A 13,497-nucleotide genomic window follows, 5' to 3' on the forward strand; every position below is an offset into this window, starting at 1 on the left:
ACGATTTAAAGTCAACAGTACGATTATGAATTTTTCTCAAGTTAAATATTAGACGTTTTCAACTTGAAAGGTAATGGTATAACTGAGAAAGAAAAAGCGCAGCTAAGGGCTGCGCTTTATTCAATTATAACAAGCTGGAAAGCAGGTTGAGGTCAGACTGAATTGCACCTGCGGTAACCTCTCGGCCTGCGCCGGGGCCGCGAATGACCAGTGGATTATCCTTGTACCATTTGCTTTCGATGGCGAAGATGTTGTCACATGGCAGCAAGTTAGCCAGAGCATGCTCTTTGCTAAGCGCTTCAACGCCGACTGTTGCGGAACCATTTTTCTCCAGTCTTGCAACGTAGCGCAGTATCTTGTCTTCGCGCTGAGCTTTCTCTAAACGCTCGGCTAACAGCTCACTTAATAGTTGGCTTTTATCGAGGAAGTCGTCCAGCGACAGATCGGCAAGCTCAGCAGGAACCAGACTTTCCACTTTAACCGCTTCTGGTTCCAGATCGAGCCCGGCTTCACGCGCTAAAATAACTAGCTTACGCATTACATCAGAGCCATCCAGATCGCAGCGCGGGTCCGGTTCAGTCAAACCTTGCTGCCAAGCGAGATCCACTAGTTCTGCAAAAGGTACATTACCGTCATACTGCTGAAACAGCCAAGAAAGCGTGCCAGAGAAAATACCCGACAAAGCATGAATGTCATCGCCACTTTCCCGTAGGTCTTTCACCGTATGGTTGATCGGTAAACCAGCTCCAACCGTTGCATTGTAAAGCCAATGGCGGTTTATCTTGGCAAAAGCATCTTGCACTTGATGATAATAATCACTCGATGCAGAGCCAGCGACTTTGTTGGCTGAGATAAGGTGCAGACCTTGTTCTGCTATATTCAGGTAACGTTCGGCCAGTTGCTGGCTGGCCGTCACATCAAGCACAACGACGTCATCGTAGCCCTGAATCGCGCCAAGTTTTCTTACCCACTCATCGCCTTGATACTCAATGGCTTCTTCTTCGTAGTGGCCGCTTACGGTACTGGCATCAATCCCTTTAGGATTGAACCAGTAGTTTTGGCTGCCAACAACAGCAACCAATTCGAAGTTCATGCCGCGACGTTTTTCTAGCTCTGCTTTTTGCTCAGCGAAAAGTTCAAGCCAGCTCGAGCCAATATTGCCTTTGCCACAAAGTGCAATGCCGACACGTTTCTGAGCTTGAAACAACTGGCTGTGAATTGACTTGACCAGAACAGAAGTATCCGTACGACGCAGCACCGCGACTAAGCTTAATCCGGACTGGGATTCTGAAACAAACTCCACCGGAGAAGACTTAAGCTTTTGGTAGAAGCCATAACAATGGTTGGCGCTTTTAGTGACGCCTGCGCCGACAGCTGCAATTAACGAATAGCCTTCTTTGAGCTTAATTTCAGCTTCTATTGCAGCGTCTTGCAGGTACTCGAGAGCACCGCCTGCAATCTCTGCGGTATACGCTAAACGCAGTGTTTGTTGATCTTCTTGTGCTTCATAGGTCAGTGGCTCAAGTTGAGCTCGCTTCAGACCGGTTAGGGTTTCTTGTTCAAGGCGGCTGAAATCGTGTCCAGAGGCAAAATTTAGTTGGATCAGCAGTACTTCTTTCAGCGACGAGATGATTTTCGCACCGCGACCTGAGGCCAGCACACGTTCAATGCGTGTGGAGCCGTCCTCTGGTTCGTGGCTGCAACGTAGATGCAAGTCCATCGTACTTTGCGCGACTGGCTGAAGAGTACGGCTGTGCAGGACTGGCGCAGCAAGTCGGGCTAACTCACTGGCTTCATCAAGGCGAAGTAATGGTAGAAGGCATGCATCAGAGACTAAACGAGGGTCTGCACTGTAGACTCCGGCCACGTCGCTCCAGATTGTGACACGTTTCACTTCGGCTAGTGCACCAATAACGGTAGCGGAGTAATCCGAGCCATTGCGACCAAGCAGTACGGTATGGCTTTGCTCATCCTGTGCCATAAAGCCCGTGATCACAACGCGATGATGGGCGTGTTGAGCGAGTACTTCCTTGAGCAGCGGATAGGAGGTGCCTCGGTCGACTTCAGGTTGTGTACCTGCTTCGGCACGCAGGAAGGTTCTTGCATCTAGAGCAACGGCCTGTAGGTCATTTTGATTTAGTAATGCTGCCAGTAGTCGAGAAGACCAAACCTCTCCATGACCCAATACGGCTGCGCGCTCGGCAGTTTTTAAGGGAGCTGTTAGCTCACCCAGTGTGGTGAATTCGTCGTTGAGTGTGGCAAGAAGCTGCTGTTGGATTTCACCTTGTAACAGGTCTTCGATTAGCTGGACCTGAAACTGGCGTAATGACTGCAATGCTTCGTGTGCGAGGCGACCGTCTTTGTTAAGAGAGTCTAAAAACTCAATCAAACGATTGGTGGTCTTGCCTGCCGCTGAGACGACAATTAAGTCTTCTTTATCAGAATACTCTTTGAGAATATTGACTACGCGGCGGTAGCAGTCTGGATCTGCGAGGCTACTACCGCCAAATTTATGCAATTGGCGCTGCTGACTCATGACAACGCCTCCCGAGTTTTACTGAATGCTTGTTCAAGATCGGCAATCAGGTCATCCGCATCTTCGAGGCCGACGGAAAGGCGGAGCAGTTGCTGTGAAACACCAGCTTCTGCTAATGCGACTTCACCCATAGCTCGGTGTGTCATTGACGCTGGGTGGCAAATCAGGCTTTCTACACCGCCAAGTGATTCGGCGAGTGAGAACAGCTCTAGCTCACTAACAAAGTGCTTGAGCTGTTCAAAGCTGCCTGCAAACTCAAAACTAAGCATAGAGCCGAATCCAGACTGTTGCTTTTTCGCAATCTCGTGACCAGGGTGTTCCGGCAAGCTAGGGTGATAGATGTTCCCCACCAGAGACTGAGACTGCAGGTAATTGAGGATTTGTGCCGAGCTTTCTTCATGCACTTTCATTCGTGCACCCAAGGTGCGAATACCGCGTAATGTCATATAGCTGTCGAATGGTGTACCAGTCGCACCGATGCAGTTGCCCCACCAAGCAAGATCTTCAGCATGCTGCTCAGTTTTGGTGATTACCACACCACCAATCACATCTGAATGGCCGTTAATGTATTTGGTTGTTGAGTGAATGACGAAGTCAGCCCCTAGCTCTAGAGGTTTTTGGAACACAGGAGTCAAAAAGGTATTGTCGACGCCAACCAATGCTCCAACTTGACGGGCTTTTTCACATACTGCGGCTATGTCGACGACTCGAACCAGAGGATTGGACGGTGTTTCTAACAGAATCAATTTAGGCTGCTTTGCAATGGCGTCGTCCAAGGCTTTTTGATCAGACTGATCGACAAACTGAACCTTGAAGTCACCTTTCTGAGCGCGGGTGTTAAACAAACGGTACGTACCGCCGTAGCAATCGTGTGGCGCAATGATCAGGTCATCTGGGCCAAGAAATGCGGAGACCCACAGGTTTAATGCTGAGGTTCCACAGTTGGTTACTACTGCGCCTCTACCAGACTCCAGTTCATAGAGCGCTTTTTCTAGCAAACCACGGTTTGGGTTACCTGAGCGAGTATAGTCATATTTGGGCACTTCACCGAAGGCGGGAAATCCGTAGTTAGTCGAGAGGTAAATAGGTGGCACAACGGCATGATGCTGAGTGTCTGACTCGATACCAGTACGTACCGCGATTGTGGCTGGTTTACGGGCGCTCATAAGTGTTTCCTTTCGAACTGTAGTGACTTGACTGGAGACTACACTATACCTAATTGCCGGATGTTAGATATATGTTATTCCAATCGTATATCCCTTCACTTTACTTCTCATTTTTTGAGACGTCAACACTTCTAGACGTCTATATGTCTTTGCTTGTGGACATGAATCCCGCTAAAATTACGCTTTCTAACTTTATACATAATGAATCATAAAGGTGCGCAATGGCAGATTGGAACGGCGAATACATAAGTCCGTATGCTGAACATGGAAAAAAAAGCGAGCAAGTAAAGAAGATTACAGTTTCTATTCCATTGAAAGTATTGAAGGTTTTAACTGATGAGCGAACGCGTCGTCAGATCAATAACTTGCGCCATGCGACAAACAGTGAGCTGCTGTGTGAAGCGTTTCTACATGCTTATACTGGCCAACCATTACCGACTGATGAAGATTTGCGTAAAGATCGCCCAGATGATATCCCGGCGGAAGTAAAAAAACTCATGACTGAGATGGGTATTGAATTCGAAGCCTATGACGAAGAGTAATAACTGGCGGCGCGCCTTGTTTTTATTTTGCTGAAAACTAAAAAACCGCTGAATGTTCAGCGGTTTTTTGTTGCTAGAGAGGAAGGCCTACGCTTCCATGTAATTCTCGGGCATTTCAATACGAGCCACACCCGACTCTACTGCTGCAAGAGCAACCGCTTTTGCGACACGTGGCAATAGGCGAGAGTCCATCGGTTTAGGAATGATGTAACCAGGGCCAAATTCCAGCTTATCTACGCCAGCGGCTTTCAATACTTCTGCTGGAACGTCTTCTTTCGCTAGTTCACGAATGGCATCTACGGCAGCGAGCTTCATTTCATCGTTGATTTCGCTAGCTCGAACGTCTAGAGCGCCGCGGAAGATGAATGGGAAACACAACACGTTGTTCACTTGGTTCGGGTAGTCACTACGGCCTGTACCCATGATTAAATCATCACGTACTTCGTGTGCCAGCTCTGGCTTGATTTCCGGGTCTGGGTTTGAACATGCGAAGACCACAGGTTTATCAGCCATCAGTTTTAGTGCTTCAGGTGCGAGTAAGTTCGGGCCAGATACGCCCAAGAATAGGTCAGCACCTTCAATTACGTCTTCCAGTGTACGCTTGTCAGTGTTGTTGGCAAATAGTTGCTTGTATTCGTTGAGATCATCACGGCGAGTGTGGATAACACCTTTGCGGTCAAGCATGTAAATTTTTTCACGCATCGCACCACATTTAATCAGTAGTTCCATACAAGCCACTGCTGCAGCACCGGCGCCAAGACAAACAATCGTAGCATCTTCTAGCTTTTTGCCTTGGAGTTCAATTGCGTTAAGCATACCTGCTGCGGTGACGATAGCTGTACCATGCTGGTCGTCGTGAAAAACCGGTACATCACAGCGCTCGATCAGCTGTTTTTCAATCTCAAAACAGTCTGGTGCTTTGATGTCTTCGAGGTTGATACCTCCAAAGGTATCGGCAATGTTAGCGACGGTATCGACGAACTCTTCGATCGTGCGGTGTTTGACTTCAATGTCGATAGAGTCCAAACCTGCAAAGCGTTTGAACAGGAGAGCTTTACCTTCCATGACAGGCTTAGATGCCAGCGGACCTAAGTTTCCAAGACCAAGAATAGCTGTTCCGTTGGAGATAACCGCTACCATGTTACCTTTAGAGGTATATTTGTAGACATTATCTGCATTCTGAGCAATTTCACGTACTGGCTCAGCCACGCCTGGGCTGTATGCTAACGCTAGATCACCTGCCGTTTCAGCTGGTGTTGTCAGCTCAACCGAAATCTTGCCTGCTGTAGGGTAGGCATGGTAATCCAATGCTTGCTGACGGAATTGTTCTTCAGGGGATAGTTCTTGGTGATTGTCATCGGACATAGGTGTAGGTACTCGTTATTAATAATTAGGATAGGGGGGAACCCATTCTAGAGTAACTAAGTCAAGCTGCAAAGGTCAGAATGCGAGCTAAAGCAATAAAATGTGCTAAATGACAGGAGATAAGACCAGATGGTTAGAGATGTGGCTGGCGAATATCAAACAGTGGAAGATATTACTCTGAATGATTCGCTGGGGATGTAGGGAACAAAAAAGGACGCCGTAGCGTCCTTTTCTCTTCATCTAAAAAGAAATTACTTCTTAGAAGAAAGAGCACCGAAACGCTTGTTGAAGCGATCTACACGGCCGCCAGTATCAACGATACGCTGCTTACCAGTGTAGAATGGGTGACATTTGTCACATACGTCTAGGTGGATTGACTCTTTAGTTAGAGTTGAGTTGAACTCGAAAGAGTTACCGCAAGAACAAGTTGCTTTAACGGCTTTGTATTCTGGGTGGATACCAGCTTTCATGGGAGAACCTCTAAAATAGGCCGTGTCGCTATCCGATTCTATGCCGGACACCACACGTAGTTAATAAAATTTCCTTTGGATACCGCTGCTCAAAAGCAAGCCATATCTCTAAGGCGCGATATAGTAATGAATACAGACTTAGGGATCAACTGATTTACTAAGAAAATTGCTACTTTTTTAGCCACTGGTCTTTATCCGTGCTAGAAATCGGGTTAGCAATGCTGTGACTTTCGCGCTTAGTGCTTTTCCCTTAGACTAACTGAGTTCCTTTCATTGTGCTTTAAGTCTATATGCGACCGACAATTGCCCGAGTGGCTTTACCTGTACCACTCGACAAACAGTTTGATTATCAGATTCCTGTTCACCTGTTTCCTATTATTGGTGGGCGTGTGTCTGTTCCGTTTGGTCGTCAGACGCTGGTCGGCGTGGTCACGGCGTTGGTGAATCAGTCCGAGTTCAGTGTTGACAAGCTCAAACCGCTAAAAAAAGTGCTGGACTCTCAGCCTGTTTGGCCAGATAGCCTCTATGAGTTGTTGCAATGGTGCAGTCAGTTTTATCAGTACCCTCTTGGAGACACCCTGATCAATGCGATGCCAAGTGCACTTCGTAAAGGTAAAGAAGCCGATTTTGCAACGCTGGTGGAGTGGCAGTTGACTAATACTGGGCGTAACCAACTGATGTTAGGTTTTGGCCGAGCAGTCAAGCAGGCTAAGGTCATGCATATGCTTGAAAGTGGTTCAGTACCACACCAGCATTTCATTGATCAAGAAGTCAGCTCTAGCGTTCTCAAAACCTTGCAGGAGAAAGGCTGGATTGAGTCGATAAAGTGTAAACCGGAGATTCGCGATTGGAGCCGGCAGGTTGAAGCTGATGTGGATAAGCCAAAGCTTAATGAAGAGCAGGCTATCGCTATTGCGACTGTTAATAGCTTTGATGGCTTTGGTTGTTTCTTACTGGACGGAGTGACCGGTTCAGGTAAGACGGAAGTTTATCTTAACCTTATCAAGCCAGTGCTGGAGAAAGGGCAGCAAGCCCTAGTATTAGTGCCTGAAATTGGCTTGACACCACAAACCATTAACCGTTTTCGCCACAGGTTTGATGTGCCAGTCGAAGTGATTCATTCGGGGCTTAACGACAGCGAAAGATTGAATGCTTGGTTAAGTGCCCGAGATCAAGCTGCTGGCATCGTTATTGGTACACGTTCAGCACTGCTGACGCCTTTTGCTGATCTCGGCATCATCATTGTTGATGAAGAGCACGATGCTTCTTATAAGCAGCAAGACAGCCTTCGCTATCATGCGCGTGATGTTGCTGTGATGCGAGCTAGCAAAGAGCAAATTCCAATTGTACTCGGATCGGCAACACCAGCTCTGGAAACTCTACATAATGCTTTATCTGGCAAGTATCACCATCTGACACTGACCGAGCGCGCTGGTAATGCTGTTCCGACGACAAACAAGGTACTGGATGTGAAAGGCCAGTATCTGGAGAGCGGTTTATCCGCCTCTCTGATTGCGGAGATGCGTCATCATCTCAGTGCCGGTAACCAGGTGATGTTATTCCTCAATCGTCGCGGTTTTTCGCCAGCCTTGATGTGCCATGATTGCGGTTGGATTGCGGAATGTAAACGATGCGATGCTTACTATACCTACCATCAATACAGCAATGAGATCCGTTGCCATCATTGTGGTTCCCAGCAGCCCACTATTCATCAGTGCCAAGGATGCGGATCGTCCAATTTAGTCACGGTGGGTGTAGGGACTGAGCAGCTCGAAGCGCAGCTTGGTGAGATTTTTCCTGAATATCAAACCATTCGTATTGATCGCGACAGTACCCGACGTAAAGGCAGTCTTGAATCAGCTCTCGGAGCTATTCGCAGCGGTAAATACCAAATATTGATTGGTACGCAAATGTTGGCGAAAGGTCATCATTTTCCAGATGTGACATTGGTGGCGTTGTTGGATGTCGATGGATCACTATACAGCAGTGACTTTAGAGCCTCAGAGCGTTTGGCTCAATTGTTTATTCAGGTTGCAGGACGAGCAGGGCGAGCCAGTAAGCCAGGAGAAGTTATACTGCAAACCCATCATCCTGAACATAGTTTACTTCAAGCTCTGCTGACGAAAAGTTATCGATATTTTGCCGAGACCGCCTTGCAGGAACGTAAACTGGCTATGTTGCCTCCATACTCTTACTTAACCTTGTTCCGTGCTGAGGCGAATGACTCTCACTATGTAGAAGCATTTTTGCGTCAAGTACGCCATACGTTGGAAGCGCACCCACTATTTGATGATTGCTGTCAGGTGCTAGGTCCTACGCCATCCCCGTTGGCGAAGCGGTCAGGCAAATACCGCTGGCAGCTAATGTTGCAGACGCAAACTCGATCAACGATGCAAAAACTATTAGGGAGTGCAAAGCCAGCGATCCAAATGTTGCCAAATGCGAAGAGAGTTCGCTGGTCTCTAGATATTGAGCCGCAGGACTTGAGTTGATTTGCATCTTTTTCATTTAATTGTGATTAGCATCTCATCACCGGGTTTAATTTTGTTAATCTTCCCGTAACTTTATGTTTCGAAATGAATAAACTATGGATTAGCTCGATTGAATAAATTGATTGATATAAGACAGGTAAACGATTGCTCTAGGCAATAAACATAAGAATGAGTTTCAGCTCATCAAAATCGGTTTAGGTGGCACCAAGCGCTACCATGTTTAGAAAATGAAGAGGGTAATTAATATATGGCGACAATGAAGGATGTTGCTCAACTAGCAGGCGTTTCAACAGCAACAGTATCGCGTGCTCTAATGAACCCGGAAAAAGTATCTACAGCCACACGGAAGCGGGTCGAAGATGCAGTTTTGGAAGCCGGGTATTCACCAAATTCTCTTGCGCGCAACCTGCGCCGAAATGAGTCAAAGACCATCATAGCTATTATTCCGGACATCTGTGATCCCTATTATACAGAGATTATCCGTGGGATAGAGGATGCGGCGATGGAGCATGGGTACATCGTACTTCTCGGAGACAGTGGCCAGCAGAAAAAGCGTGAGAGCTCTTTTGTCAATCTTGTCTTTACTAAGCAAGCGGATGGGATGTTGCTGCTTGGTACTGATCTCCCATTTGATGTAAGCAAACCAGAGCAGAAAAACTTACCACCTATGGTGATGGCGTGTGAGTTTGCTCCGGAGTTAGAGTTGCCGACGGTCCACATCGATAATCTGACTTCAGCATTTGAAGCTGTTAATTATCTGACGCAAATGGGTCATAAGCGCATCGCGCAGATATCTGGTCCGGACTCGGCGGTGTTATGCCAGTTCCGCTATCAAGGCTATCAGCAGGCACTTCGCCGAGCGGGCATCACGATGAACCCAAATTACTGCACTTATGGTGATTTCTCATTCGAAGATGGTGCAAAAGCATTACGCAAGCTTCTTTCCCTGCCTGAGCCACCAACGGCTATTTTCTGTCACAATGACGCGATGGCAATTGGAGCGATTCAGGAAGCCAAGAAATTGGGTTTACGTATTCCGCAAGACCTTTCTGTAGTGGGCTTCGATGATATTCAATTTGCCCAGTACTGTGATCCACCGTTGACCACCATCTCTCAGCCACGTTACGAAATTGGTCGTCAGGCGATGCTGATGATGCTCGAATTGCTTAGAGGACATGACGTCCGCGCTGGCTCAAGGTTGCTGGAAACTCAGCTGATTGTGAGGGAAAGTGCGGCTCCACCAAGAATCATCTGACCAAACCTTCTCTATCCGCGGCGCATTTTGATGCGCCGCTTCCATTTCCCCTCTGTAATCAGGGCGCAAACTGCATTACCATAGCGAAAGAGGCAATAGATGTTGATGTACAGCAGTGGCAAATAGAGATTATGTAAAACGTGGTCGCGGAAACAGTGGGCGAAAACCAGCGCGTAAGAAGTCGGCGCCAAAGAGAAGGCCTTGGCGCAGTGGATTGCTGGCGATTCTGCTGGTGTGTGGATTTGGGTATGGGTTATATGCGCTCAGTAATGACCCTCAACCGTCGCAGCCTGTAGTAAAGCAAACTAAGCCGAAATCTAAACCCAAAACTGAAAAAGCATTGCCACCTCCTCCGGAGGAAAAATGGGACTATGTTGAGTCTTTACCAAGCCGCGAAATTGAAGTGACAGCCAAAAAGCAGGTGGTGTCTGAGATCCCATACATAATGCAGTGTGGCGCGTATACCAATGCCTCGCAGGCTGAAGCACGTAAGCTTGATATCGCTTTTCAAGGCATAAACAGTAAGATCCGTAAAAAAGAAGGTAGCAAATGGTATCGGGTAGTGCTCGGACCATATAAGTTCAAGCGTGACGCTGAGCGAGACAAACACAAACTTCAGCGCGCCAAGATTGAACCTTGTGCAATTTGGAAAGAAGCGCAGTAAAGATATTAAAAGCGAACCCTGATGGGTTCGTTTTTTATTGGCTGCGTTTTATGGAACGCTCCGCTTGTGGATAACTGGAACGGACTACGTCCTATGGAACGCTTCGCTATGGAAAGGATAAAAAATCCCGCATCCCGCATCCCGCATCCCACCCCTTGAATTCCTCTCGCTATAACCTCATATAATCTTTAACACTGAGATTAAAACAATTATGAGGCCCTACTCGTGACTACTATTGTATCTGTACGTCGAAACAACAAAGTCGTCATTGCCGGCGATGGACAAGTATCACTGGGTAACACTGTGATGAAAGGCAACGCACGTAAAGTACGTCGTTTGTACAACAACAAAGTGCTTGCTGGCTTTGCTGGTGGTACCGCAGACGCATTTACGCTGTTTGAAAAGTTTGAAAGCAAACTGCAAATGCACCAAGGCCATCTAACCAAAGCGGCTGTTGAGCTGGCCAAAGACTGGCGCAGTGATCGCGCACTACGCAAACTTGAAGCCCTACTCGCGGTAGCAGATGAAACAGCCTCGCTTATCATCACTGGTAATGGTGATGTGGTACAGCCTGAGAACGATCTGATTGCGATTGGCTCTGGTGGTAATTTCGCTCAAGCAGCAGCGACGGCTTTACTTGAGAACACAGAGCTAGATGCTCGTGATGTCGCGGAGAAATCACTAAAAATTGCTGGTGATATCTGTGTATTTACCAATCATCACCACACTATCGAAGAACTAGAAATCCCAGTTGAACTTAACGCTGAATAACCCCGGATAGTGGCTACTGAATTTAAGGAATTTGATTATGTCTGAAATGACTCCCCGCGAAATTGTTCATGAGCTTAACCGCCATATTATCGGCCAAGAGAACGCAAAGCGCTCAGTGGCGATTGCGCTGCGTAACCGTTGGCGCCGTATGCAGCTTGAAGAGAGCTTGCGTGTTGAAGTGACACCAAAAAACATTCTAATGATTGGTCCTACTGGTGTCGGTAAAACTGAAATTGCTCGCCGCCTAGCGAAACTGGCGAATGCACCGTTTATCAAGGTTGAAGCGACTAAGTTTACTGAGGTCGGTTATGTTGGTAAGGAAGTGGAAACGATTATCCGTGACCTTACTGATGTTGCAATTAAGATGACTCATCAACAAGCGATGGAAAAAGTAAAGTTCCGCGCTGAAGAGCAAGCTGAAGAACGTATTCTTGATGCTCTGCTACCGCCTGCTCGCGATGCTTGGGGGCAAAACGAGCAGCAAGATGATAGCGCTTCTAATACACGTCAAATCTTCCGCAAGAAGCTTCGTGAAGGCAAGTTAGACGACAAAGAGATCGAAATCGATGTAGCCGCGCCTCAGATGGGTGTAGAAATCATGGCGCCTCCTGGCATGGAAGAGATGACTAACCAACTTCAAGGTATGTTCCAAAACCTAGCGGGAGATACTAAGAAGAAGCGTAAACTGAAGATCAAAGATGCCTTCAAAGCATTGACCGAAGAAGAAGCAGCTAAGCTTGTGAACCAAGAAGAGCTGAAAGAGCAGGCGATCTTTAACGTTGAGAATAACGGTATCGTGTTTATCGATGAGATCGATAAGATTTGTAAGCGTGGCGAAAGTTCTGGCCCTGATGTCTCTCGTGAAGGTGTGCAACGTGACCTACTACCACTGATTGAAGGTAGCACAGTTTCAACTAAGCACGGCATGGTGAAAACAGACCATATTCTATTTGTGGCATCTGGCGCATTCCAGGTAGCCAAACCTTCGGATCTGATCCCTGAACTGCAAGGTCGCCTGCCAATTCGTGTCGAGCTAGAAGCGCTTTCAAGTCACGACTTCAAACGTATCCTAACTGAGCCCAAAGCATCACTGACAGAGCAATACGTTGCGCTAATGAAGACAGAAGATGTCGATGTTGAGTTTACTGAAGAGGGTATCACTCAAATCGCAGAAGCGGCATGGACAGTGAATGAAACCACTGAGAATATCGGTGCTCGCCGCCTGCATACGGTGATGGAGCGCTTGATGGATGAGATTTCATTTGAAGCAACAGACAAATCAGGTTCGAAACTGACGATTGATGCCGAATACGTTAAAGCTAAGTTAGGCGAAACAATAGAAGATGAAGACCTAAGTCGTTTCATTCTTTGATCTACTCTTGAAGAAAAAGCCGATCGTAAGATCGGCTTTTTTGTTATTAATCGTTGAGGGAAGTTTGCGTTCACTCTCACTCTTTGGTTTTCCTCCATTTGCTAACTCGCGAGATAGACAAATAACGCTATATTGGAATGACTCTAACTGCGCAAGGAAGCAACATGTCGACCACAGAATCCCATTCGCCTTTGAATGATTTTATTGAATTTCCTGCCGAGGAAATGTCAGCGCGTGCTGAGCAAAACTACCAACAGCTCAAACGCCGCCATTCGATTCGCCGCTTTTCAGATCGACCAGTAGCGAAAGATGTCATTGAGAACTGTATCCTTGCAGCTGGAACCGCGCCTAGTGGAGCGAATCATCAACCTTGGCATTTTGTCGCCATCAGTCGTGCGGAAGTGAAAGGTCAAATTCGCCAGGCTGCAGAAGAGTTAGAGCGTTCTTTCTACGAAGGGAGAGCAGGGCAGGAGTGGCTGGATGCTTTAAAGCCCTTAGGGACTCACGCCAGTAAACCCTATCTTGAGACAGCGCCTTGGTTAATTGCGGTTTTTTCACAGAAGAAAGGCGGCGTGAGCAATGATGGGGAGCAAACCAATTATTACGTGCATGAGTCGGTCGGCATAGCAACGGGCTTTTTACTCCAAGCATTGCATAACGCTGGCCTAGGAACACTAACGCATACCCCTAAACCAATGAGCTTTCTGAGTAAGATTTGTGGCCGTGATAACGATGTCGACAGGCCGTACATGTTGATTGTGACGGGTTATCCTGCTGAAGATGCAACGATTCCTGAACATGCGACTCATAAGAAACCTTTATCTGATATAGCAACTTTCATGGAATAGATGGCTTGCGAGCAAT

11 protein-coding genes are annotated in these 13,497 nt (G+C 47.2%); 7 read left to right on the plus strand and 4 right to left on the minus strand.

From position 1 onward, the window contains the following. Positions 1–124: 124 nt before the first annotated feature. The gene (locus OH455_RS17150) at positions 125–2,536 is read right to left on the minus strand and encodes a bifunctional aspartate kinase/homoserine dehydrogenase II (protein WP_269982219.1); all 2,412 of its coding nucleotides are present in this window, start codon (positions 2,534–2,536) and stop codon (positions 125–127) included. Beyond that, the gene (locus OH455_RS17155) at positions 2,533–3,702 is read right to left on the minus strand and encodes an O-succinylhomoserine (thiol)-lyase (RefSeq protein WP_269982220.1); all 1,170 of its coding nucleotides are present in this window, start codon (positions 3,700–3,702) and stop codon (positions 2,533–2,535) included. The genes OH455_RS17150 and OH455_RS17155 overlap by 4 nt, the downstream gene beginning before the upstream one ends. 221 nt (positions 3,703–3,923) lie before the next feature. Between OH455_RS17155 and metJ the strand changes: the two genes are divergently transcribed. After that, positions 3,924–4,244 (plus strand): met regulon transcriptional regulator MetJ, encoded by a 321-nt coding sequence (gene metJ / locus OH455_RS17160; protein ID WP_006963343.1) that lies wholly within the window; start codon positions 3,924–3,926, stop codon positions 4,242–4,244. 87 nt (positions 4,245–4,331) lie between these two features. Here the strand turns inward: metJ and OH455_RS17165 are convergent, their stop codons facing one another. Both OH455_RS17165 and rpmE read right to left on the minus strand, forming a co-directional pair. Continuing rightward, positions 4,332–5,609 (minus strand): malic enzyme-like NAD(P)-binding protein, encoded by a 1,278-nt coding sequence (locus OH455_RS17165; protein ID WP_269982221.1) that lies wholly within the window; start codon positions 5,607–5,609, stop codon positions 4,332–4,334. Between the two features lie 251 nt (positions 5,610–5,860). Continuing rightward, positions 5,861–6,079, minus strand: a complete 219-nt coding sequence (gene rpmE, locus OH455_RS17170) for a 50S ribosomal protein L31 (RefSeq protein WP_006963341.1) — start codon at positions 6,077–6,079, stop codon at positions 5,861–5,863. Between the two features lie 290 nt (positions 6,080–6,369). On the opposite strand from rpmE, the gene priA reads away from it, so the two are divergent. The 6 genes from priA (at position 6,370) to OH455_RS17200 (ending at position 13,481) form a co-directional block, all read left to right on the plus strand. Continuing rightward, complete coding sequence (priA, locus tag OH455_RS17175) at positions 6,370–8,571, plus strand: primosomal protein N' (RefSeq protein WP_269982222.1); 2,202 nt, start codon at positions 6,370–6,372, stop codon at positions 8,569–8,571. A 247-nt stretch (positions 8,572–8,818) separates the two neighbouring features. Continuing rightward, on the plus strand, positions 8,819–9,826 hold the full coding sequence (gene cytR, locus OH455_RS17180; RefSeq protein ID WP_045975831.1) for a DNA-binding transcriptional regulator CytR: 1,008 nt from the start codon (positions 8,819–8,821) through the stop codon (positions 9,824–9,826). A gap of 115 nt (positions 9,827–9,941) precedes the next feature. After that, positions 9,942–10,490, plus strand: a complete 549-nt coding sequence (locus tag OH455_RS17185; RefSeq protein WP_269982223.1) for an SPOR domain-containing protein — start codon at positions 9,942–9,944, stop codon at positions 10,488–10,490. Between the two features lie 225 nt (positions 10,491–10,715). Further along, positions 10,716–11,261, plus strand: a complete 546-nt coding sequence (hslV, locus tag OH455_RS17190; protein WP_206375816.1) for an ATP-dependent protease subunit HslV — start codon at positions 10,716–10,718, stop codon at positions 11,259–11,261. Positions 11,262–11,298: 37 nt separating this feature from the next. Next, positions 11,299–12,633, plus strand: a complete 1,335-nt coding sequence (hslU, locus tag OH455_RS17195; RefSeq protein WP_269982224.1) for an HslU--HslV peptidase ATPase subunit — start codon at positions 11,299–11,301, stop codon at positions 12,631–12,633. A 164-nt stretch (positions 12,634–12,797) separates the two neighbouring features. Further along, positions 12,798–13,481, plus strand: coding sequence for a nitroreductase family protein (locus OH455_RS17200; protein ID WP_206375817.1), 684 nt, complete (start codon positions 12,798–12,800; stop codon positions 13,479–13,481). Positions 13,482–13,497: the final 16 nt, after the last annotated feature.

Origin of the sequence: Vibrio sp. T11.5 (assembly GCF_027587155.1) — a bacterium.
Classification (GTDB): domain Bacteria; phylum Pseudomonadota; class Gammaproteobacteria; order Enterobacterales; family Vibrionaceae; genus Vibrio; species Vibrio neptunius.

Bases quoted from the DNA above. Each gene is read 5' to 3' on its own strand.
- OH455_RS17150 (WP_269982219.1), bottom strand. From the start codon at position 2,536: ATGAGTCAGCAGCGCCAATTGCATAAATTTGGCGGTAGTAGCCTCGCA.
- OH455_RS17155 (WP_269982220.1), bottom strand. From the start codon at position 3,702: ATGAGCGCCCGTAAACCAGCCACAATCGCGGTACGTACTGGTATCGAG.
- metJ (WP_006963343.1), top strand. From the start codon at position 3,924: ATGGCAGATTGGAACGGCGAATACATAAGTCCGTATGCTGAACATGGA.
- OH455_RS17165 (WP_269982221.1), bottom strand. From the start codon at position 5,609: ATGTCCGATGACAATCACCAAGAACTATCCCCTGAAGAACAATTCCGT.
- rpmE (WP_006963341.1), bottom strand. From the start codon at position 6,079: ATGAAAGCTGGTATCCACCCAGAATACAAAGCCGTTAAAGCAACTTGT.
- priA (WP_269982222.1), top strand. From the start codon at position 6,370: ATGCGACCGACAATTGCCCGAGTGGCTTTACCTGTACCACTCGACAAA.
- cytR (WP_045975831.1), top strand. From the start codon at position 8,819: ATGGCGACAATGAAGGATGTTGCTCAACTAGCAGGCGTTTCAACAGCA.
- hslU (WP_269982224.1), top strand. From the start codon at position 11,299: ATGTCTGAAATGACTCCCCGCGAAATTGTTCATGAGCTTAACCGCCAT.
- OH455_RS17200 (WP_206375817.1), top strand. From the start codon at position 12,798: ATGTCGACCACAGAATCCCATTCGCCTTTGAATGATTTTATTGAATTT.